This is a genomic window from Nocardioides sp. NPDC127514, from assembly GCF_040302125.1.
Taxonomy (GTDB): domain Bacteria; phylum Actinomycetota; class Actinomycetes; order Propionibacteriales; family Nocardioidaceae; genus Nocardioides.
This window is the reverse complement of the sequence record NZ_JBEORF010000008.1, coordinates 20482-40707: the sequence shown is the minus strand read 5'-3', so window position 1 is coordinate 40707 and position 20226 is coordinate 20482. Positions and strand designations below refer to the sequence as shown.

The following is a 20226-nucleotide window of genomic DNA, read 5'->3' as shown; positions in this document are numbered from 1 at the left end:
ATCGACATGTTGGACAGCGGCATCGGATCATGGCCCGCCCGGCGGGCCCGGATGACCCCTGGCGCGCGGGCGTTCGTGCAGGACGACGCGGTGGTGACGTACGCCGAGGTCGACCGCCTCGTGGATGCGGTCGCCCACGGACTCCGTGCCCGCGGCGTGGCTCCGGGGGACCGGGTCGCCTTCCTCGGCCTGAACTCGATCGAGCTCGCGGTCACGCTCTTCGCCACCGCCCGGCTGGGGGCGGTCTTCCTGCCGCTCAACACCCGGCTCGCGCCGCCCGAGCTGGCCTGGATCCTCTCCGACGCCGAGCCGGCGCTGCTGGTCCACGCCGACGACTTCGACGAGGCGGTCGCATCCGAGGCGGTCGCGGCCCTCGGGCTGCCGAGCCACCGGTTCAAGGCCGCGGGCGGTCACGGGCTGGACGCGCTCGCGGTGCCGTGGAAGGAGCGGATCGACGTCGAGGTCGGGCTGGACGACGTCTTCATGATCCAGTACACCTCGGGCACCAGCGGCCGCCCCAAGGGCGTGATGTTGACGCACGGAAACATCGCCTGGAACGCCTTCAACCTGCTCGTCGACGTCGACGTCCGCTCCGATGAGATCGCCCTGGTCACCGCCCCGCTGTTCCACACCGCCGCGCTCAACCAGGTGCTGCTCCCGACCTTCCTCAAGGGCGGTACGTCGCTCATCGCGGCCCGCTTCGACCCGGCCGCCGCGATCGCCACCATCGAGCGGGAGCGGGTCACCCTGCTCTTCGGTGTCACCTCGATGTACCAGGCGCTCGCCCAGGAGCCGACCTGGGCGACCGCCGACCTCGACAGCCTCCGCTCGGCCCTGAGCGGCGGTGCGCCGATCCCGCGCACGCTCCTCGACACCTGGCAGAGCCGTGGCCTGCACATCATCCAGGGCTACGGCCTGACCGAAGCCTCCCCGGGCACGACCATGCTGCGCGCCGGCGACGGCCTCGACAAGCTCGGCTCGGCCGGCACCCCCTGCTTCTTCACCGACGTACGCGTCGTGGCGCCCGGCAACGAGGAGGCGACGCCCGGCCAGGCGGGTGAGGTGCACGTCAGCGGCCCCAACGTGACTCCCGGCTACTGGCACAACGGAGCAGCGACGGAGGCTGCCTTCGACGGGCCCTGGCTGCGTACGGGCGATGTCGCGATGGTCGACGACGACGGCTTCCTCTATGTGGTCGACCGGGTGAAGGACATGTTCATCAGTGGCGGCGAGAACGTCTACCCGGCAGAGGTCGAGCAGGCGATCTACACCCATCCCGGCGTCGCCGAGGCCGCCGTCATCGGCGTCCCCGACGAGCGCTGGGGCGAGGTCGGCCGTGCCGTCGTCGTAGGCCGCCCCGACTCCGCCCTCACCGAGTCCGACCTGCTCGAACACCTCGACGGACGGCTCGCCCGCTACAAGATCCCCAAGGCCGTCGTCTTCGTCGACGAGATCCCGCACAACGCCTCCGGGAAGCTGCTGAAGTCCCGGGTCCGCGAGCTGTACGGCACCCCGGAAGGAACCACCCGATGACCCGTTACGAGCCCCGCGTCGACACCGCCTCGATCCGAGCCCTCGACATGCACACCCACGTCGAGGCCGACCATCACGGTCACCTCTCGCTCGACCAGGAGCTGATGGACGCCTCGGCGGCGTACTTCCGCGGCGACCACCCACGCACACCGACCGTCGACGACCTCGCCGCCTATTACCGCGAGCGCGACATGGCGGCGGTGATCTTCACCGTCGACGCCTCGACCGGCCTCGACCATCCGCCGCTGTCGAGCGAGGAGATCGCCGAGCGCGCGACCGAGCACGCCGACGTACTGATCCCGTTCGGCTCCGTCGACCCCCGCAAGGGCGAGGCCGCGGTGAAGCAGGCCCGTCGTCTCGCCGAGGACTACGGCGTACGCGGCTTCAAGTTCCATCCCGGCCTGCAGGCCTTCTCCCCGGCCGACCCTGAGCACCGCCCGCTGTGGGCGACCCTGGAGGAGCTCGGCGTGGTCGCGCTCTTCCACACCGGCCAGACCGGGATCGGCGCCGGCCTGCCGGGCGGTCGCGGGATCAGGCTCCGCTACTCCGACCCGCTGCTCCTCGACGACGTTGCCGCCGACTTCCCGGAGCTGCAGATCGTGATGGCGCACCCTGCCGTCCCCTGGGTCGACGTGCAGATCTCGATCGCGACCCACAAGGCCAACGTCCACATCGACCTGTCCGGCTGGTCGCCGAAGTACTTCCCGCCACAGCTGGTCAAGCAGCTCAACGGACCGCTTCGGAGCAAGGTGCTGTTCGGCTCCGACTTTCCGGTGATCACCCCCGACCGCTGGTTCAGCGACCTCGAGAAGCTCGAGATCAAGGACGAGGTCCGTCCGCTGCTCTTGAAGGAGAACGCGATCCGCCTGCTCGGACTGGCCTGAGCCCGGGGTCAAGTCCGGGCCCACCAGGGTTTTGACCGTCGCATCTATTGACGGGGTGGCGGGCATCACGCAGCATTGACAGGAATCCTGATAAACAGGAATCCTGAACGGAGCCCCGCAATGACCCTCATTCCCGACGGCAGATGCCCGACCGGCCCACGGACGCACATGGGCCGGATCCTCGCCAGCGCCCCCACCGGCCGCCCCAGGCCCGTCTACGACCCTCGGCCGGCGGTCGGGACGCATCGCGGCAAGGGGCTCTGACATGCCCGCCACGTACGATGCCCAGCAGCTCTTCATCGGCGGCCGGCCGGCCGACTCGGTGAGCGGCCGCCGGATGGACGTGACCGATCCCAGCACGGGCAAGGTGCTGACGAGCGTTCCCGCGGGCGACGCCGCTGACGTCGCCGCCGCGGTGGCCGCCGCCCGGGAGGCCTTCGACACCGGGCCCTGGCCCCGGATGAGCGGGCGCGACCGCGGCCGCATCCTGCACCGTGTCGCGGACCTGATCCGCGAGCGGGCCGACGAGCTGGTCGAGGTCGAGAGCCGAGACGTCGGGAAGCCCGTGACGCTGGCCCGACACGTCGACGTCGAGACAGTGGCCCAGCAGTACGAGTACTGCTCCGCGCTGGCGCAGACCCTCGACGGGTCCGTGCGGGATACGCCCATCCCGGCCCTCGCCTACACGCGGCGCGAGCCCCTGGGCGTGGTCGGAGCCATCACGCCGTTCAACTTCCCGCTGATCCTGTCGAGCACCAAGATCGCGGCCGCGCTGGCGGCGGGCAACACCGTCGTGCACAAGCCGGCCGACGACACTCCGCTCAGTGCGCTGTTCATGGCTCGACTCCTTGTCGATGCCGGGGTGCCTGACGGCGTACTCAACGTCGTGACCGGAACCGGCCCGGAGGCCGGCGACGCCTTGTTGCGTCATCCCGGAGTCGACAAGGTCGCGTTCACCGGGTCGACGGCCGTGGGCCGCCGGGCTGCGAGCGTCGCGGGCGAGCACCTGAAGCCGGTCACCATGGAGCTCGGCGGCAACGGCGCGCACCTGGTCTTCGCCGACGCCGACATCGAGATCGCCGTGGGCGCCGTGATCAAGGCCTTCGTCTTCAACACCGGTCAGTTCTGCATGGCCGGACCGCGGCTGCTCGTCGCCGCGGAGATCCACGACACGGTGGTCGACATCCTCCGGCACGCCGTCCCCGGAGTACCGCTCGGCGATCCGCGCGACCCGGCGACGGTCATCGGTCCGATGGCCGGCGACCAGCACCGCAAGAAGGTCGAGGAGTACGTCGCCCTGGCCCGCCAGGAGGGCGGCCAGGTCGTCACCGGCGGCCAGCGTCCGGAGCTCGGAGGCGACCTCGCCGACGGGTTCTACTACGCGCCGACGGTGATCACCGGCCTGCCCGCGGACTCACGCGTGGTCAACGAGGAGGTCTTCGGGCCGGTCCTCACGGTGCAGTCGTTCGCGGACGAGGACGAGGCCGTCGCGCTCGCCAACTCCACGGCGTACGGGCTGGCGGCCGGGCTGCACACCCGGGATCTCACGCGGGCGCACCGGGTCGCGGGCAGGCTCGACGCCGGGATCGTCTGGGTCAACGACTGGGCGATGCTCGATCCGGCGGTGCCGTTCGGCGGCGTCAAGCAGTCCGGCTTCGGCCGCGAGTACGGCCCGGAGGCGCTCGAGGCGTACACGAAGGTCCGATCCGTCGTCATCTCGCTGCCGCCCACGAGCCCCGCGACCGGGGAGCAGTCATGAGCACCACGACCCAGGCGGCGGTGGTCGAGTCCGCCGGCGCCCCGTTCACCATCGGAGACGTCGAGCTCGACGCGCTCCGCCCCGACGAGATCCTGGTCCGGATGGTCGCCGCCGGGCTGTGTCACACCGACCTCGGCGTAGCGAGTGGTGGACTGCCGTTCCCGCTCCCGGGCGTTCTCGGGCACGAGGGCGCCGGCGTCGTCGAGCAGGTCGGATCCGGCGTACGCAGCCTTGCGCCCGGCGACCAGGTGCTGCTGTCGTTCAGCTCCTGCGGGACGTGCGCCCAGTGCCGTGACGGCCACCCGGCGTACTGCGACGTCTGGCTTCCCACCAACCTCATCGGAGGCGCGCGCCTGGACGGCGCCTCCCCGGTGAGCAGGGGCGGGAAGGCGATCGGCGGCCACTTCTTCGGGCAGTCCTCCTTCTCCCGGCTCGCGGTCGTCGACGAGCGCAGCGCCGTACGCGTCGATCCCGAGGCGGACCTGTCCCTGCTCGCCCCGCTCGGGTGCGGCGTGCAGACCGGTGTCGGTGCGGTCTGGAACGTGCTCGCCCCGCGCCCGGGGTCCTCGGTGGTGGTCCTCGGCGCGGGTGCGGTCGGGCTGTCTGCGGTGATGGCCGCGCGCCTGACCCCGGCCACCCGGATCATCGCGGTGGACCGGGTGGCCGAGCGGCTCGGGCTGGCGCGCGAGCTGGGGGCGACCGACGTCATCGACGCCGGCCAGGTCGACGACCTGACCGCCGCGCTGACGGAGCTGACCGGAGGTGGTGCGGACGGTGTCGTGGAGACGACCGGCAACACCGGCGTGCTCCGCCAGGGCGTCGACGCCCTGCGTGCCCGGGGCACCGCGGTCATCGTCGGCGCGCCGCCGTTCGGCACCGAGGTGGGGCTCGACGTGAACGCGATGCTGCCCGGCAAGCGGGTGACTGGCCTGACCCTCGGCGACGCCGAGACCCGCACGCTCATCCCCGCACTCGCGCGACTGGTCGCCGACGGACGGATGCCACTGGACCGGTTGGTCCGGCGCTACCCGTTCGAGGAGATCCAGACGGCCGTCGCCGACATGGTCTCGGGCGCCACGGTGAAACCTGTGCTCACCTTCTAGCCGGGTCGTGGGGGCTCCTTGACAGGCGTGACGTACATCACCCAGAATCGACAGGAATCCTGATAAACAGGAATCCTGAATGGAGCCCCCACATGACCCTCACCTCCGGTGGCAGCACGACCGGTCCACGTACGCAGATGGGCCGGATCGTCGCCAGCAGCTTCACGGGCAGCTTGATCGAGTACTACGACTTCCTGCTCTACTCCACCGCCTCGGCCGTGGTCTTCAACGAGGTCTTCTTCTCCAACCTCGACCCCGTGACCGGCACGATCGCATCCTTCGGCACCTTTGCCGCCGGCTATCTGGCGCGCCCGCTGGGCGGCGTGGTCTTCGGCCACTTCGGCGACCGGCTCGGCCGGAAGAAGATGCTGGTCCTGACGATGCTGATCATGGGTGTGGTCAGCTTCCTGATCGGCTGCCTGCCGACGTACGGGCAGATCGGTGCGGCCGCGCCGGTTCTCCTCGTCCTGCTTCGGGTCATCCAGGGTGTCGCGATCGGTGGCGAGTGGGGTGGCGCGGTGCTGATCACCGCCGAGCACGCCACCTCCCGCCGCGGGCTGTGGGCCTCGTTCACCAACGCCGGCGCCCCGGCCGGCATGGTCCTCTCGACCGCGGTGATGGCGCTGATGGCCACGGTCACCACGCCCGAGCAGTTCACCGCGTGGGGCTGGCGGGTGCCGTTCCTGCTGAGCATCGTGCTGCTCGCGGTCGGCCTGTGGATCCGCCTCAGTGTGACCGAGTCGCCCGCCTTCGAGGCGATGAAGGAGAAGAAGGCGGAGGCGCGTACGCCGCTGCTCGACGTCCTCCGCAACCACCCGCGTACGCTCCTGCTGGCCGTCGGCATCGGACTCGGTGCCTTCGTCGTGCAGGGGACGCTGACTACCTTCCTGATCAGCTACGCCCTCGGGGCGGGCTTCGAGCGCCCGACCGTGCTCAACGCGCTCACGGTCTCCTCGGCCGGCGCGGTCATCGGCATCATCGGCTGGTCCGCGCTCACCGACCGGGTCGGCCGCCGGCCGGTGGTCCTCACCGCCGCCGTCGCGACCGCGGTCTTCGCCTACCTGCTCTTCCCGATGCTCGACAGCGGGTCGGTCGCGCTGCTCGTCCTGGCGGTCGTGCTCGGCCAGTCGGTCATCCATGCGGCCTTCTACGGCCCGCTCGCGGCGCTGATGAGCGAGGTCTTCAAGACCTCGTCGCGCTACACCGGTGCCTCGCTCGGCTATCAGCTCGCCGGCATGGGCGCGGGCCTCTCGCCGCTCCTCTTCGCCTCGCTGCAGAAGGCCGGCGCCAGCACCGTCATGCTCTCCACCGTCATCGCGGCGTTCTGCCTGCTGAGCGTGTTCTCCCTGGTCCGCCTCGGCGAGACCAGCGACCGAGAGCTCGTCGACGCCTGAGACCCCATGCAGCAGAGCCCGCCGTACGATTCGCGGCGGGCTCTGCTGTGCCATGGGGTGGTCATCGTTCTCGGATCGGTCGCCGGGCTGCCAGGTACTCGGCGGGCATGCCCGGCCCGGGCCGCACCACGACCTGGTCGGGCGGGACGTCTCCGTGCTGCTCGCACCGGGCCTCGACGTGGACGGGCTCCCCGCAGTCGGCGTGCAGGTAGTCGATGGGCCGTCCGTCGGGTGCGAACCACGTGTCGCCCCACTCGGTGAGCGCGATCAGCGCCGGCCGGAGCCCCTGGGCCATCGCCGTCGGCCGGTAGTCGCCGGCGTCGTCGCGCGTCATCAGGCCGGCCTCGACGAGGGTCGCGAGGCGTGTCTTCAGGATGTTCGTGGAGATGCCGAGGTTGTGCTGGAAGTCGCCGTACCGCGTGACGCCGGCGAAGATCGCGTCCCGCAGGATCAGCAGGGTCCAGCGCTCGCCCACGATCTCGAGGGATCGGGCGATGGAGCAGATCTGGCCGTCGTACGTCTTTCCGAGCACGAGGACGACCCTAGCAAATCACTTGCATGATGAAAGTGCCCGTGTCTACGGTGGAACTTGCATGATGCAAGTCACATCGATTCCAAGGGGACAGCCATGAGCGACCTGACCGCAACCTTCACCGTCGACGCCACTCCTCAGGAGGCGTACGAGGCCATCAACGACGTACGTTCCTGGTGGGGGCACCACATCGCCGGACCCACCGACCAGGTCGGCGCCGAGTGGTTCTACCTGGTGCCGGACATCCACTTCTCCAAGCAGCGCGTGGCGGAGCTCGTCCCGGGGGAGCGCGTGGTGTGGGAGTTCACCGACGGCTACCTCGACTTCATCGCGGACAAGAAGGAGTGGATCGGCACGACCGGACGGTTCGACATCGCCCGTGACGGAGAGCAGACCCGCGTGACCTTCACCCACGAGGGACTCGCGCGCGGCGACGAGTGCTTCGACGTCTGCTACGACGCCTGGACCCACTACATCACCGTCAGCCTGAAGGGCCGGATCGAGTCCGGTGAGGGCACGATACGGACGCAGGACGAGGACAAGGCCGCCGTTGGCCGATGACGCCTCATCCGCAGACGAAGAGTGGTCGATTTGGGCTCTCTGGAGGCCATCGAGAGGGCCCATGGTGACCACTTCTCGAGCGGTCGATGCGCCGCCGGGCGTGCTCTCGTGCCTGGTATTACTTGAACATGTTGAAGACCTGGCCCGGTCGCGGTCGTCTGGCGTTGTACGTCGCCGCGACCGTGCTCGGGATCGTGGAGGCCGCGGTCCTGACCACCGACCCCTACGAGGTCGCGGGCGGGGTCGCTCTGCTCATCGGGGTCACGCATGCCGCCTCGATCCCGCTGGCGCTCCGGCGTCCGGTGGAGGCGGCGGGGCTCTCCCTGGTCGCGGTGACCGTGGCCGCGCTGGCGGTCGCGAGGTTGGGCGAGGAGGGGTGGCCGTGGATGATCCCGCCGCCGACGCTGACCCAGCTGTTGGTGCTGGTGGTGCTGACCCTGGTCGCCGGCTGGCGGCTGGCGGCGACCACCCTCGGCATCCAGGTCGCCATCGGGGTGGTCCTGGCGGTGGTCGGGATGGCCTGGAACGACCTCGTCCCCTCACTCATCGAGGTGGCCAACTACGCCTCGCTCGCGCTGCTGCTGGGTGCCCTCGCAACCGTCGCTCGACGGCTCTCCGAGTCGCGCAGCGCGTTGCGCGAGGAGCACGAGCGCCGCTCGGTGGTCGAGGAGAAGGCGCGCATCGCCCGTGAGCTGCACGACGTGATCGCCCACAACATGTCGCTGATCACCGTCCAGGCCAGATCGGCGCCACACCGGGTCGACGACGTCAGCCCGGCGGCCGAGGCCGAGTTCGCCGAGATCGCCGACCTGGCGGCCTCGGCGCTGCGGCAGATGCGCGGGGTGCTCGACGTGCTGCGTACCGAGGAAGGGCAGTCGGGCCGGGTCCCGGTGCCGGGCATCGACGGGCTGAGTGAGCTCTTCGAGTCGGCTCGCGGGACCGGGCAACGGGTCGAGGTGCGCGGTGCCCTTCCGGAGCTCACCGACGTCGCCCCGGAGGTCGGCACCGCGGCGTACCGGATCGTGCAGGAGGCGCTCAGCAACGCCCGCCGTCACGCTCCCCGCGAGCCGGTCGGTGTCGATCTGACGTTGGGGGAGGAGGACCTCGGGATCCGGGTCGTCAACCCGCTCGAAGGTGCCGCCCCCGCCACCGAGGCCACCGGAGGTGGTCACGGGCTGATCGGGATGCGCGAGCGCGCGAGCGCGGTGGGCGGCAGCCTCACCGCGGGAGCAGCCGACGGCGAGTTCGTCGTCGAGGCCTGGCTCCCGGCCCAAACCGCCGTGCGCACGCCCACCAAACGCGGTAGGAAGACCCCGTGACGGTGAAGATCGTGGTCGTCGACGACCAGGAGATGGTGCGCTCGGGGTTCGTGGCGCTGCTCAGCACCCAACCGGATATCGAGGTGGTCGGCACCGCGGCCGACGGAGCCGAGGCGCTGCAGGTGGTGCGGCGTACGCATCCCGACGTGGTGCTGATGGACGTCCGGATGCCGGTGATGGACGGCATCGAGGCGCTCCGGCAGCTCTCCGAGAACCCGGCCACCGCACAGACCAAGGTGGTCATGCTGACCACGTTCGACGCCGACGAGTACGTCCACGAGTCGCTGCGCCTCGGCGCCAGCGGCTTCCTCCTCAAGGACGCCTCGCCCGACGAGCTCGCCTCCGCGATCCGCGTCGTCCATGCCGGCGAGGCCCTGCTCTCGCCATCGGTGACCCGACAGGTGATCGCCCAGTTCGCCCGCGCCCCGCGCCGCCGGAAGGCCGACCCGCGGCTCAAACAGCTCACCGAGCGCGAGCGCGAGGTGCTCGAGAACATCGCCCGCGGCAGCTCCAACAGCGAGATCGCCGCCGAGCTCTTCCTGGCCGAGCAGACCGTGAAGACCCACGTCAGCCGCATCCTCGGCAAGCTCGGCCTGCGCGACCGCGCCCAGGCCGTCGTGTTCGCCTACGAGAGCGGCCTGGTCGCGCCGCACGTCTAGTCCTGTTTGAGCCCTCAGGGTCATCCCGGACTACCCCGGTAGGGGGTCGAATGGCTCCCGGGAGTGACGCGCGGCGGCACACCTGATTCCTACCGTCACGGCCATGACAGTTGTGACGCCGCTCAGATACGGCCTCAACGAGGCCGACGGATCCATCGGACCCCGCCTGCTCGCCTGCGACCCGCCCGGAGGGGCACGGGTCGTGGAGGTCTTCGGGGACGCCGCGACCGCCGACCACATCGCGGTCATCGTGCCCGGAAACGGCCACCACCTCGGCAACTACTTCACCAGCACCGAGGCCCACAGTCCGCGCTCCCGTGGGCAGCTGCTGCTGCGTACGATGCAGGAGATCGCGCCGGAGAGCCGGTCGGCCGTCGTGGTCTGGCTGGGCTACCACTCGCCGCCGGAGTGGTACAACGCGATCACCAACACCCCGGCCTACGCCGGTGCGCAGGACCTGGCGAACCTGACCCACTACCTGCCGCGTGCCGCCCACCTCACCCTGGTCGGCCACAGCTACGGCTCGACCGTCGCCGGCCTCGCCCTGGCCTCCGCCCGCGCGGAGGACTGTGTGGCGCTGGGCAGCGCGGGGATCGGTGCGGTGCGGCGCTCAGAGCTGGGCACCGGCACCCGGCTCTGGGCCGCGTACGGCGAGACGGACCGGATCCGGCTGGTCCCGCGGGTGCGGGTCGGCCGCCTCGGTCTCGGGCGCGGGCCGCTCGAGCTCGGCGCGACCCGCTTCGGCACCGGCGACATCCCCGGCCACTGCGGCTACTACGCCGAGGGCAGCGAGTCGCTGCTCAACATCGCCCGGATCTCGCTGGGCCGCTACGACGAGGTGACGCCGGCCGGCATCACCACGACCTCGCGCACACCCCGACCCGCACGATCCACCGCCGACATGGAGGCAGCAGCATGATCACCGACGAACCCGCCATCTGGACCCAGGGACTCCGCAAGAGCTACCCCGGCCGCGGCGCCGCGCTGGACGGCATCGACCTCGCCGTCCCCGCCGGCACTGTCCACGGCCTGCTCGGCCCCAACGGCGCCGGCAAGACCACGACCGTACGCATCCTGGCCACCCTCGCGAGCTTCGACTCGGGCCAGGCCTGGGTCGCCGGTCGCAACGTCGCCCGTGACCGGGCAGGCGTGCGAGCGCGCATCGGCATCGCCGGACAGTACGCCGCTGTCGACGGGATCCTGAGCGGCCGTCAGAACCTGGACATGTTCGCCCGCCTGTACCGGATGCGGGCCCGGGAGGCGCGAGCCCGAGCCGATGAGCTGCTCGAGCGCTTCGACCTCGTCGAGGCCGCTGGCCGCCCTGTGCGCGGCTACTCCGGTGGCATGAGAAGGCGGCTCGACCTGGCCGTCAGCCTCATCCGCAGTCCTCGGGTGCTCTTCCTCGACGAGCCCACCACCGGCCTCGACCCGCGCAGCCGGCTCGAGGTCTGGGACGCGGTCCGCGAGCTGGCCGACTCCGGCACGACCGTGCTGCTGACCACCCAGTACCTGGAGGAGGCCGACCGGTTGTGTTCACGCATCACGATGGTCGACCGCGGCCGGGTCGTCGCCGAGGGGACGCCCGCCGAGCTGAAGTCCAGCGTCGGCGGCCGCGACCTCGACGAGGCGTTCCTGCTGATCACCGAGGGGGCCTGAGATGAGCACGATGACCGAAACCGTCCACGGATCACGCATCACGTGGGCGATGGTCGACACCTGGGTGGTGGCCAAGCGCCACCTCCTCCATCTCGTACGCCGCCCCGACGAGCTCCTCGGCACGCTGATGATTCCGGTGATGGCCGTGGCCATGTTCGGCTTCGTCTTCGGCGAGGCCTTCGGGGTCGCGATGGACGTGCCGGGCGCGGAGTACCGCGAGTTCCTGCTCCCGGGCCTCTTCGCGCTCACCATGGCGTTCGGCATCGGCAACACCACGATCTCCGTCGCCGAGGACGTACGCGGCGGGGTGCTGGACCGGATGCGGTCCCTGCCGATGTCGCCGGTGGCGGTGCTGGCCGGGCGCGCCTTGGCCGACGTGATCCTGGCCGTGGTCGAGCTGAGCATCCTGCTGGCGCTCGGCACCCTGTTCGGCTGGCAGGCCCATATAAGGATCGGTGGGGTGATCGCCGCGCTCGGGCTCCTGATCCTCCTCAGGATGGCCTTCTCCTGGGTCGGCATCCTGCTCGGCCTGCTGGTCAGCGGTCCCGAGGCGGCGATGAAGTACTTCGCCCTCGTCTTCCCGCTCGCCATGGTCGCCGACACGATCGTGCCGACCGACCTGATGCCGGGCTGGCTCGCGCTTCCCGCCGAGTGGAACCCGCTCTCCTCCACGGTCATCGCCACCCGCGAGCTGTTCGGCAACACGGCCGGCGCCGCCACGACCTGGGTCGGCGAGCACGCCCTGACCATGGCCGTCCTCTGGCCGGTCGCCATCATCGCGGTCTGCCTGCCGCTGGCCATGGCGCGGCTGCGCCGCCTGGGGCGGTGATCGCGATGACCACGCTCCCAAGCCAGGCGCACCGTCAGGTCAACGCCTACACCGAGCTGATGAGTCGCGTCCGGCAGGAGGGTCTCCTGGAGCGCAGGCCGAGGACGTACGCCCGGCGGGTCGTCCTCCTCGGCACCGGCTTCGCGCTCGCGCTGATCGCCCTGCTCACCCTCGGACAGACCTGGTGGCAGCTGCTGGTCGCGGCGGCCTTCGGGGTCCTGTTCACCCAGACGGCGTTCCTCTCCCACGACGGCGCCCACCGTCAGATCTTCGCCTCGGGCCCGAAGAACGAATGGGCCTCGCGCATCCTCGGCAACCTGGTCGTCGGGCTGACCTACGGCTGGTGGATGCGCAAGCACACCCGCCACCACGCCAACCCGAACAAGGTCGACGCGGACGAGGACATCCGCCCCTCGGTCCTGCTGTTCACACCTGAGGACGTCGAGCGACGTACAGGTCTCAAGCGGTGGCTCACCGCCCGCCAGGGATGGCTGTTCTTCCCGCTGCTGACCCTCGAGGGCATCAACCTCCATGTCGGCGCCGTCCGCACCGTGATCGGCGACCGAGACCTCAAGCATCGGCGTACGGAGGCAGCGCTCCTGGCGCTGCGGCTCATCGGCTGGCCGGTGCTGGTCTGCTCGGTACTGGGCCTCGGCCTCGGCGCGGCGTTCCTGGGTGTGCAGCTGGCCGTCTTCGGCGTCTACATGGGCGCCAGCTTCGCCCCCAACCACAAGGGCATGCCGCTGGTCCCGCGCGACACCAGGATCGACTTCCTCTCCCGCCAGGTCCTGACCTCCCGCAACATCCGCGGCGGTCGCTGGGTCGACTGGCTCATGGGCGGCCTCAACCTGCAGATCGAGCACCACCTCTTCCCCAGCATGCCGAGCAGCAGCCTCCGCCGCGCCCAGCCGCTGGTCCGTGCCTACTGCGCCGAGCAGGGCGTCCCCTACACCGAGGCCGGTCTCCTGGAGTCGTACGCCATCGTCGTACGCCATCTCAACCGCGTCGGCCTCGGCGACCGCGACCCCTTCGCCTGCCCGTTCGTCGTGGTCAACAGGACGGGCTGACCGGGCGGCGAGGTGAGCCCCTGCTCCGTGGCGACGGGGTAGGGGATTCCCTCATCGAGCTGCGGCCATTGCCACTGGAGCCGGGTGGTCGGGCTTCCTACCGTGAAAGCATGACGAGCACCCCCGAGACAGACACGATCGCCGCACTCCTCCGACGGGTGGAGGCCCTCGAGTCGGAGGCGGAGATCCGCCGGCTGCAGGCGCGCTACATGTTCCTCTGCGACACGCCCTGCCCGGAGTTCGGTGTCAGCGATGATGCTCAGCGGGTCGACCTGATCATGGAGCTCTACACCGAGGACGCGGTCTGGGAAGGTGTCGGGGAGTACTACGACGGACAGTTCGGCAGGGCCGAGGGCAAGGCCGCGGTGCGCGCTCACTTCGAGAGGTTCTGGGGCGAGAAGCAGGATCCGGCCCTGCTGCTCAACGCGCACTACCTGACCTCCGAGCAGATCCACGTCGACGGTGACGAGGCCGAGGGTCAGTGGATCCACGTCCAGCCGTGGCTCTTCTCCGACGGCAAGGCGCTGCTGCGCTCCAGCCGCCTGAACAACGCCTTCCGCCGGGTCGAAGGGACGTGGCGGATCAGCCGGACCCGCACCGAGAACGTCTTCATCGCGCCGCTCTCGCCGACCTGGGCGGAGTCCTACCCGTCGGCGTCTGTGCTGATGGCGACCTGAGCAGAGCTCAGACGGTCACCTGGTAGAGGAGCACATCGCGTACGAGCGTGCCGAGGCTGTCGGAGCAGGTCTTCGCCTTGATCCGAGCCCGATGGACGTCGACCGTCTTGACGCTGGTGCCGAGCTCCCGGGCGATGTGCTGGCTCGGGAGGCCGTCGATGACCAGGCGCAGGACCTCGAGCTCGCGCGGGGTGAGCTGGTCGACCCGGCTCTGCACCTCGCGTCGTACGGCATCGGCGGCGAACCGCCTGCCCGCCTCGAGAAGCTGCTCCTGGACGACCTCCAGCATCTGCTGGGAGTCGTAGGGCTTCTCCAGGAAGTCGACGGCGCCGTGCTGCATCGCCCGCACCGACATGGGCACGTCCCCGTGTGCTGAGCAGAAGATGACCGGTGCCGGGTAGTCCTGCTGGCGCAGTGTCTCCTGCAGCTGGAAGCCGCTGACCCCGGGCATCCGGACGTCGACGATGAGGACCGCCGGCTCGGTCGCGTCGTACTCGTCGAGGAACGTGGTCGCGTCGGGATAGGTCAGTGCCTCGATGCCGACGGTCTCCAGCAGGAAGACCAGCGACTGCCGCAGGTCGTGGTCGTCGTCGACGATGTGGACGACCGGAGTACGCGTGGCGGCGGCGGTGTCCGTCCGGGGGAGTTCAGTGATGCTCATCGGAGTCGCCTTGTTCGTGGGGATGGTCGTCGACGGTACGTCGTCGCTGTTACCCGGCCGTTTCGTCATCGTGTTTCACTCATCGCTCGTGGTGTGACCCGGGCCATATGCCCAGGATCAGGACACCAGGCTTTGCTCGACGGCGCACGCTGCGGCCACGAGGTGGTCCTCACCGAGGCGGTGGCCGACCACCTGGATACCGAGCGGCATGCCCGCGGCATCCCGTAGCCCGGGGACGGTCACGACGGGTAGGCCGAGCGCCTGCCACGGCCGGCTCAGCACCGGGTCACCGGTCGCGCCGAGCCCTCGGGGAGCGGGTCCAGGGGCCGCGGCACCGACCACGACGTCGTACGCCCCGAGGAGCTCGGTGACCCGCTCACCACCCCGCGCGATCAGGTCGAGAGCAGCCTCGTAGTCGCTCCGGCTCGTCTCGGCACCCGTACGCAGCAGCCCGGCCAACGGCTCGGACAGCTGGTCGGCCGCGGCCAGCTCCGCGGAGCGCTCGCGGGCGGCTTCGTACGCCATGACCACGGGGTGCGCGGCGGCTAGGTCGGCGACCAGCTGCTCCTCCGGGAAGTCGCGAACGACGGCGCCACTCGCCTCGAGCGCCGCCCGGGTCGCCTCCAGGGCATCTCGCATCGCCGGGTCCAGGACACCGATCGGTGCGGCCGACCAGAGCAGCGCGCGCAGCGGCTCGCCTCGCCCGGGCGCGCCAGGTAGAGCGACGTCGGGGCCGCCGCTCAGCGCGGACCAGGCCAGCGCGAGATCACCGGCCGTCGCGGCGTACACGCCGTGGCTGTCCAGGCTCGGGCTCAGCCCGGTGACGCCGTCGACCGGGAAACGACCGTTGGTCATCACCAGAGCCGCGACCCCGCAGTACGCCGCCGGGCGGGTCACCGAACCGGCGGTCTGCGACCCCAGGGCCAGCGGCACCTGGCCGGCACCGACGGCAGCGGCAGAGCCGCTGGAGGAGCCGCCGGGGGTGTGGTCGGTCGCGGCGGGGTTGGCCGTGGGGCCGGGGGAGAAGAAGGCGAACTCGGTGGTGACCGTCTTGCCCAGTGGCACCGCACCGGTCCGGCGCCACTCCGCGACGATCGCCGCGTCCTTGTCGGCCGGCGGGACGTCACTGCGGAGGCCGGAGCCGCACCGGGTCGGCAGGCCGGCGACGTCGATGATGTCCTTGACGCCCAGGGGCACGCCTGCGAGGGGCCCGGGACCGGTGGCCGGATCCGGGTCCTGACGGACGACCCAGGCCTCGAGCTCGGGTTCGGTCGCCGCGATCCGCTCCGTGGAGCGGGCCATCGCCTCGGCCGGTGTGGTGGCGCCTCGGGCGAGGTCGGTGACGAGGTCACGCAGCGACCACGGCTGCCACAGCGACCTGCTCATGCGTCCTCCCAGCTGGCGTCGGCGGTCCAGTAGTCCATCCCGCTCGCGGAGACGGCATGGCGCCATGCGGAGGTCCGCCGCAGGCTCGGCTCGACCTGGGAGGTGACCTCGTCGGCGATCTCGGGGCCGTCGCCGGGGACCTCCCAGTGCACCCAGTTGAGCTCGTGACCGGCGGCGTCGTGGACGAAGAGGTCCACGTGCTGCCAGCCGTACCCGTGGGTGTCGGTGTAGCACATCAGCGTCATCCGGGCCCCCGCCTCCATCGTCATCACGCTCCTTCGGCTCATGCGGAGAGCTCGGTGGGGTGCAAGGTGTGGAAGCGGCGCTGGAAGTAGACGAGGCCGCCGGTGTCGTCGCGGCTGTCGACGGCATCGACCTCGACGAAGAGCACCGTGTGCGAGCCGTGCGAACGGTGGTCCGCGACTCGCCCGATGACCGTCGCGACGGCATCGCGCAGGACGGGGACGCCGTGGCTGTCGTGCTCCCACTCCGGCTCGGAGAGCCTGTCGCCCATCGAGACGTCGCTCGCACCGGCGAAGCGCATCGCGATCGGCTCGTGCTCGGCGCCGAGCACGTTGATGCCGACCCGCTTGTTCTCGACGAAGAAGTCGTGGGTGTAGCTGGACCGATTCACGCAGACGAGCATCGTCGGGGGACTGTCGGTGACCGAGCACGCCGCGCTCACGGTGATGCCCGCCGGCCCGCGCGGGCCGTCGGTGGTGACGATGTTGACCGCTGCCGACAGATTCGACATCGCGGCTCGGAAGGCGCGCTGGGTCGGGGTCAGCTCGGGATGGGTCGTGGTGGACAACCTGGGCCTCCTACCGGGTCGGATACCTCGACCGTAGGCAGTGTCGCCCCGACGCGGAATCGAGAGTTCCTCGACGGAGGATGAGGATTTCCCCTACGCCGGCGCGGCTATGCGCGGGGCAGCGTGAACGCGAATCGGGTGCCACCGCCCTCGCGTGACTCGGCCCAGATCATGCCGTGCTGACGGGTGATGATCCGATAGCTCAGAGCCAGCCCGATCCCGCTCCCGCCCTCCTTGGACGTGAACGACTCGGCGAACGGGTCCTGCGTCAGGCCACGTCCTCGGTCCTCGACGGTCACCATGCCCGAGGTCTTCCCGTCGTACGTCGCGGTGCCTGTGCTGATCCGGAGCACCCGGCTGTCCGGTCCGCACTGGCTCAGCTCGTCGACGGCGTTGAAGCAGAGGTTGAGCACCACCTGTCCGGTCAGCACGCGTTCGCAGCGTACGTGGACCGGGTCCGAGGAGAGGTCCAGCTCGACCTCGATCCCCGCGGGATCCGCCCGGAGCCCGACGAAGTAGAGGCACTCCTCGACGACGTCGTTGAGGTCCACCCGGCCGGAGACCTGCTCCAGATGCCCGACATAGGAGCGTACGGAGCTGACGATCGTCGCCGCCCGCTCGATCTGGCGTTCGGCGCCGTCCAGCCCGAAGGCGAGCATCTCGGTGGCGCCCGCCGTCTCGGCACAGGCCTGGAGCGTCCGTGCGCGGGCGCGGACGCCGGCCAGGAAGTTGTTCGCCGCGGCCAGGGGCTGACCCAGCTCGTGGGCGATCGCCATCGCCATGTCACCCATCGCGTTGTAGCGGGCCAGGTAGTTCTCCTGGTCGTACGCCTGCTCGGCCCGCACCCGCTCGGAGATGTCGTAGACGGTCAGCACGAACTCCGCGACCCCGGGCTGGTGCATCCGCTCGAGCGTCCCGCCCAGCCAGGCGGACCGGGACGGGCCGGCTCCGGCGCGGCGGCGCAGCCGCAGCCGGACGGTGGCGATCGGGTCGGCCGCGCCGACCGCCGCCGACCAGCCGGTGCGTTCGCGGTCGCCTCGACGGTCGATCTGGACCGAGGCGACGTCGTCCAGCCTGTGCCCCGCCATGTCGGTGCGGGACACCCCGAACTGGGCGAGCGCCTGGTCGGTCACGTGCTGGACCACACCGTCCGGGCTGAGGACGACGACGCCTGCCGCGGTGTGCCGGCTCAGCGTCTCGACGTACGCCGTGGTCTGCCGCAGCTCGCGCTCGACCGCCTGCTCGCGCTCGATGTCGCGGAACTGCACCATCACCGCTGGGCCCTGGGCGAGCTCGACGCGGGTGGCGACCGCCTCGGTCGGGACCACCCGGCCGGTGCTGGAGCGGTAGTGCCACTCGATCCTGCTGCGGCCCTTCTCCACCGCCTCCTGCAGCCACGCCCGGCCGATCACCCGGTCGTACTCCTGGGCCGAGCTGCTCATCTGGTCAGCCTTGAGCGGCCGCAGCTCGGTGACGCTCCACTCAAGCAGCTCGCAGGCCGCGGGGTTGGCCCAGATGATGGTGTGCGTCTCGGCATCGTGGATCAGCACGCACAGCGAGGTCGCGTTCATCATCGCGAGGAAGTCGGTATGGACCAGCTCGGGCGCCTGTGGGTCGACCTGCATCTGGTCAGGATAGGTCGCCGGATGAGGCGCGGGCGCTGAAGAAATCCCCTACGCGGGGCAGTGACGCCCCCTCATCCGGGCCGGGCATTCCCAATTCCCGCCGCGCGGACGGGCTCATAGCGTCGAACCCGGCGGTCGGCACCCGGCCGGTCCGACACATCCGACCCGATTCAGAGGAGCCGACATGGCCCAGACCCAGGAGATCCAGCCGGAGACAGCCGCTGCGCCGCTCACCCTGGACGACGTCCTGTCGGAGCTGGCTGCCCGGCGGGGTGAGTTCCACGAGCAGAGCTACGTACCCCGTGACTTCGTCGACCGGCTCAAGCAGGTCGGGGTCTACCGGAGCTCGGCCCCGAAGATGTTCGGAGGCGAGCCGATGGCCCCCGCCGACTTTCTCGAGGTCGTCGAGCGGATCTCGGCCGTCGACGGCTCGACCGGATGGGTTGCGGCGTTCGGGTCCGCACTCACCTATCTGGCGGCACTCCCGCTCGAGACCCAGGCCGAGCTGTACGAAGACGGCCCTGATGTCGTCTTCGCCGGCGGACTGTTCCCGGTCCAGCCGGTGACCCCCACCGAGCGCGGATTCATCGTCGACGGTCGCTGGAAGTTCGCCAGCGGTTGCATGGGCGCCGACGTGCTGGGTGTCGGCATACCCAGCGACGACGCGTCCGGAGGCAAGCCGCGAAGCGCTCTGCTGCGACCCGAGCAGGTCGAGATCGTGCAGGACTGGGACGTCGCCGGGATGCGTGCGTCGGGTTCGTTCGACCTGGTCGTCAAGGAGGTCGAGGTCGCCCGCGAGTGGACATTCGTCCGGGGTGGGGAGCCGACCGTCGACGAGCCGCTCTTCCGCTATCCCACGATCGGCTACCAGGCGCAGGTGCATGCCGCGGTCGGCCTGGGTGTGGCGCAAGCCGCGCTCGACTTCGCCCAGCAGGCGGGTTCGCGCACGGGCGTGACCGGCGCACCGCCCCTGGCGGCCCGTGCCTACTACCGCACGTCCTACGCCGAGAGCTATGCCGCGCTGCGCTCGGCGCGCGCGTTCTACTACGAGGTCGCCGAAGAGGTCTGGAGCAGCGTCGTCGCCGGCGACGAGGTCCGCCCCGAGCAGCATGCCCGGATCCGGCTCTCCGCGACACACCTGGCGTCCACCGCGGCCCGCGTCGTCGCCGACCTCTGCACCATCTCGGGCACCGGGACCATCGCGAACCAGCATCCGCTTCAGCGGTTGCGCCGGGACGCCGAGGTGCCCCAGGTGCACGCCTTCCTCGGCCCCTCGATGTACGACGCCGCCGGTGCCGTGCTGCTCGGCCAGGAGCCGACCGTCCCCGGATTCATGTGAGCGGACCCACCCGCCGCCCGTCCCACGACCCCAAGGAGACCCGATGAGTGAGCCAACACCACTCCGCGTCCTGTTCTGCATCGGTATCAACCAGAACTTCTTCGACCTGCCCAGCGCCGGTGTCACCGTCGACGACGTGTGGAGGGCCTTCGTCGAGATGATGGACGGCATCAAGGCCCTGCCGGGGGTCGACTTCATCGGGGACATCGACGACGACGCGCACCTGGTCGGTCCATCCGACTCCTGGCCGTGGACCTGCTACCTGCTGGCCGACGTCGACACCCAGGAGACCGTGAGGGCCGCCTGCAACCTGTTCCGCACGATCGCGGTGGGGGAGGGCGACTTCAAGCTCTGGAGATACGCCAAGGTCGAGGCGCGGATGGGCAGAGCCCTCACGCCGCGCTCCTACGAGCCCGCGGAGGCGAACTGAG

Annotated in this window: 22 protein-coding genes; 16 read left to right on the top strand and 6 right to left on the bottom strand. The window is 70.5% G+C overall.

The window, feature by feature from the left end; all coding sequences use genetic code 11:
* Nucleotides 1–6: 6 nt before the first annotated feature.
* The 6 genes from ABTX24_RS08055 (at nucleotide 7) to ABTX24_RS08030 (ending at nucleotide 6673) form a co-directional block, all read left to right on the top strand.
* Entirely contained in the window at nucleotides 7–1533 is a 1527-nt protein-coding gene (locus ABTX24_RS08055; RefSeq protein WP_350838695.1) for an acyl-CoA synthetase, read from the top strand.
* A complete protein-coding gene (gene couO, locus ABTX24_RS08050; RefSeq protein ID WP_350838693.1) occupies nucleotides 1530–2417 on the top strand; it encodes a 4-hydroxyphenyl-beta-ketoacyl-CoA hydrolase in 888 nt (295 codons plus the stop codon). The genes ABTX24_RS08055 and couO overlap by 4 nt, the downstream gene beginning before the upstream one ends.
* Nucleotides 2418–2537: 120 nt before the next feature.
* The gene (locus tag ABTX24_RS08045) at nucleotides 2538–2681 is read left to right on the top strand and encodes a hypothetical protein (RefSeq protein WP_160026478.1); all 144 of its coding nucleotides are present in this window, start codon (nucleotides 2538–2540) and stop codon (nucleotides 2679–2681) included.
* A 1-nt stretch (nucleotide 2682) separates the two neighbouring features.
* Nucleotides 2683–4176 (top strand): aldehyde dehydrogenase family protein, encoded by a 1494-nt coding sequence (locus tag ABTX24_RS08040; protein ID WP_350838691.1) that lies wholly within the window; start codon nucleotides 2683–2685, stop codon nucleotides 4174–4176.
* Nucleotides 4173–5279: an NAD(P)-dependent alcohol dehydrogenase gene (locus ABTX24_RS08035; protein WP_350838689.1), complete on the top strand. Its 1107-nt coding sequence runs from the start codon at nucleotides 4173–4175 to the stop codon at nucleotides 5277–5279. Before ABTX24_RS08040 ends, ABTX24_RS08035 begins: the two co-directional genes overlap by 4 nt.
* A gap of 92 nt (nucleotides 5280–5371) precedes the next feature.
* On the top strand, nucleotides 5372–6673 hold the full coding sequence (locus tag ABTX24_RS08030) for an MFS transporter (RefSeq protein WP_160026481.1): 1302 nt from the start codon (nucleotides 5372–5374) through the stop codon (nucleotides 6671–6673).
* Nucleotides 6674–6734: 61 nt separating this feature from the next.
* On the opposite strand, the gene ABTX24_RS08025 is transcribed toward ABTX24_RS08030, so the two are convergent.
* Entirely contained in the window at nucleotides 6735–7205 is a 471-nt protein-coding gene (locus ABTX24_RS08025; RefSeq protein WP_160026482.1) for a winged helix-turn-helix transcriptional regulator, read from the bottom strand.
* 96 nt (nucleotides 7206–7301) lie between these two features.
* Between ABTX24_RS08025 and ABTX24_RS08020 the strand changes: the two genes are divergently transcribed.
* From ABTX24_RS08020 to ABTX24_RS07985, 8 genes are all read left to right on the top strand, one after another.
* Entirely contained in the window at nucleotides 7302–7766 is a 465-nt protein-coding gene (locus ABTX24_RS08020; RefSeq protein WP_160026483.1) for an SRPBCC family protein, read from the top strand.
* 128 nt (nucleotides 7767–7894) lie between these two features.
* Nucleotides 7895–9085 carry a sensor histidine kinase gene (locus ABTX24_RS08015; RefSeq protein ID WP_350838687.1) on the top strand — a complete coding sequence of 397 codons (1191 nt, stop codon included), beginning with the start codon at nucleotides 7895–7897 and terminating at the stop codon, nucleotides 9083–9085.
* Nucleotides 9082–9744 (top strand): response regulator, encoded by a 663-nt coding sequence (locus tag ABTX24_RS08010; RefSeq protein WP_350838685.1) that lies wholly within the window; start codon nucleotides 9082–9084, stop codon nucleotides 9742–9744. Before ABTX24_RS08015 ends, ABTX24_RS08010 begins: the two co-directional genes overlap by 4 nt.
* A 103-nt stretch (nucleotides 9745–9847) precedes the next feature.
* Complete coding sequence (locus ABTX24_RS08005; RefSeq protein ID WP_160026486.1) at nucleotides 9848–10663, top strand: alpha/beta hydrolase; 816 nt, start codon at nucleotides 9848–9850, stop codon at nucleotides 10661–10663.
* Complete coding sequence (locus ABTX24_RS08000) at nucleotides 10660–11400, top strand: ABC transporter ATP-binding protein (RefSeq protein WP_160026487.1); 741 nt, start codon at nucleotides 10660–10662, stop codon at nucleotides 11398–11400. The genes ABTX24_RS08005 and ABTX24_RS08000 overlap by 4 nt, the downstream gene beginning before the upstream one ends.
* Nucleotide 11401: 1 nt before the next feature.
* Complete coding sequence (locus tag ABTX24_RS07995) at nucleotides 11402–12229, top strand: ABC transporter permease (RefSeq protein ID WP_350838682.1); 828 nt, start codon at nucleotides 11402–11404, stop codon at nucleotides 12227–12229.
* Nucleotides 12230–12234: 5 nt separating this feature from the next.
* Nucleotides 12235–13296, top strand: coding sequence for a fatty acid desaturase family protein (locus ABTX24_RS07990; RefSeq protein WP_350838680.1), 1062 nt, complete (start codon nucleotides 12235–12237; stop codon nucleotides 13294–13296).
* 110 nt (nucleotides 13297–13406) lie between these two features.
* Nucleotides 13407–13973: a nuclear transport factor 2 family protein gene (locus tag ABTX24_RS07985; RefSeq protein WP_350838678.1), complete on the top strand. Its 567-nt coding sequence runs from the start codon at nucleotides 13407–13409 to the stop codon at nucleotides 13971–13973.
* A 7-nt stretch (nucleotides 13974–13980) separates the two neighbouring features.
* Here the strand turns inward: ABTX24_RS07985 and ABTX24_RS07980 are convergent, their stop codons facing one another.
* From ABTX24_RS07980 to ABTX24_RS07960, 5 genes are all read right to left on the bottom strand, one after another.
* Entirely contained in the window at nucleotides 13981–14634 is a 654-nt protein-coding gene (locus ABTX24_RS07980; protein ID WP_350838676.1) for a response regulator transcription factor, read from the bottom strand.
* A 117-nt stretch (nucleotides 14635–14751) separates the two neighbouring features.
* Entirely contained in the window at nucleotides 14752–16020 is a 1269-nt protein-coding gene (locus ABTX24_RS07975; protein WP_350838674.1) for an amidase, read from the bottom strand.
* On the bottom strand, nucleotides 16017–16289 hold the full coding sequence (locus ABTX24_RS07970) for a hypothetical protein (protein ID WP_350838672.1): 273 nt from the start codon (nucleotides 16287–16289) through the stop codon (nucleotides 16017–16019). Before ABTX24_RS07970 ends, ABTX24_RS07975 begins: the two co-directional genes overlap by 4 nt.
* A gap of 14 nt (nucleotides 16290–16303) precedes the next feature.
* Entirely contained in the window at nucleotides 16304–16831 is a 528-nt protein-coding gene (locus tag ABTX24_RS07965; RefSeq protein ID WP_201451193.1) for a flavin reductase, read from the bottom strand.
* Between the two features lie 107 nt (nucleotides 16832–16938).
* Nucleotides 16939–18456 (bottom strand): PAS domain-containing sensor histidine kinase, encoded by a 1518-nt coding sequence (locus tag ABTX24_RS07960; protein ID WP_350838669.1) that lies wholly within the window; start codon nucleotides 18454–18456, stop codon nucleotides 16939–16941.
* A gap of 184 nt (nucleotides 18457–18640) precedes the next feature.
* Between ABTX24_RS07960 and ABTX24_RS07955 the strand changes: the two genes are divergently transcribed.
* Nucleotides 18641–19795: an acyl-CoA dehydrogenase family protein gene (locus tag ABTX24_RS07955; protein WP_350838667.1), complete on the top strand. Its 1155-nt coding sequence runs from the start codon at nucleotides 18641–18643 to the stop codon at nucleotides 19793–19795.
* 43 nt (nucleotides 19796–19838) lie between these two features.
* Nucleotides 19839–20225, top strand: coding sequence for a hypothetical protein (locus ABTX24_RS07950; RefSeq protein WP_350838665.1), 387 nt, complete (start codon nucleotides 19839–19841; stop codon nucleotides 20223–20225).
* Nucleotide 20226 lies beyond the last annotated feature (1 nt).

Bases quoted from the DNA above. Each gene is read 5' to 3' on its own strand.
- ABTX24_RS08040 (WP_350838691.1), top strand. From the start codon at position 2,683: ATGCCCGCCACGTACGATGCCCAGCAGCTCTTCATCGGCGGCCGGCCG.
- ABTX24_RS08015 (WP_350838687.1), top strand. From the start codon at position 7,895: ATGTTGAAGACCTGGCCCGGTCGCGGTCGTCTGGCGTTGTACGTCGCC.
- ABTX24_RS08000 (WP_160026487.1), top strand. From the start codon at position 10,660: ATGATCACCGACGAACCCGCCATCTGGACCCAGGGACTCCGCAAGAGC.
- ABTX24_RS08055 (WP_350838695.1), top strand. From the start codon at position 7: ATGTTGGACAGCGGCATCGGATCATGGCCCGCCCGGCGGGCCCGGATG.
- ABTX24_RS07980 (WP_350838676.1), bottom strand. From the start codon at position 14,634: ATGAGCATCACTGAACTCCCCCGGACGGACACCGCCGCCGCCACGCGT.
- ABTX24_RS08030 (WP_160026481.1), top strand. From the start codon at position 5,372: ATGACCCTCACCTCCGGTGGCAGCACGACCGGTCCACGTACGCAGATG.
- ABTX24_RS08045 (WP_160026478.1), top strand. From the start codon at position 2,538: ATGACCCTCATTCCCGACGGCAGATGCCCGACCGGCCCACGGACGCAC.
- couO (WP_350838693.1), top strand. From the start codon at position 1,530: ATGACCCGTTACGAGCCCCGCGTCGACACCGCCTCGATCCGAGCCCTC.
- ABTX24_RS07990 (WP_350838680.1), top strand. From the start codon at position 12,235: ATGACCACGCTCCCAAGCCAGGCGCACCGTCAGGTCAACGCCTACACC.
- ABTX24_RS07955 (WP_350838667.1), top strand. From the start codon at position 18,641: ATGGCCCAGACCCAGGAGATCCAGCCGGAGACAGCCGCTGCGCCGCTC.
- ABTX24_RS08035 (WP_350838689.1), top strand. From the start codon at position 4,173: ATGAGCACCACGACCCAGGCGGCGGTGGTCGAGTCCGCCGGCGCCCCG.
- ABTX24_RS07975 (WP_350838674.1), bottom strand. From the start codon at position 16,020: ATGAGCAGGTCGCTGTGGCAGCCGTGGTCGCTGCGTGACCTCGTCACC.
- ABTX24_RS07970 (WP_350838672.1), bottom strand. From the start codon at position 16,289: ATGACGATGGAGGCGGGGGCCCGGATGACGCTGATGTGCTACACCGAC.
- ABTX24_RS08020 (WP_160026483.1), top strand. From the start codon at position 7,302: ATGAGCGACCTGACCGCAACCTTCACCGTCGACGCCACTCCTCAGGAG.
- ABTX24_RS07960 (WP_350838669.1), bottom strand. From the start codon at position 18,456: ATGCAGGTCGACCCACAGGCGCCCGAGCTGGTCCATACCGACTTCCTC.
- ABTX24_RS07995 (WP_350838682.1), top strand. From the start codon at position 11,402: ATGAGCACGATGACCGAAACCGTCCACGGATCACGCATCACGTGGGCG.
- ABTX24_RS08005 (WP_160026486.1), top strand. From the start codon at position 9,848: ATGACAGTTGTGACGCCGCTCAGATACGGCCTCAACGAGGCCGACGGA.
- ABTX24_RS07950 (WP_350838665.1), top strand. From the start codon at position 19,839: ATGAGTGAGCCAACACCACTCCGCGTCCTGTTCTGCATCGGTATCAAC.
- ABTX24_RS07985 (WP_350838678.1), top strand. From the start codon at position 13,407: ATGACGAGCACCCCCGAGACAGACACGATCGCCGCACTCCTCCGACGG.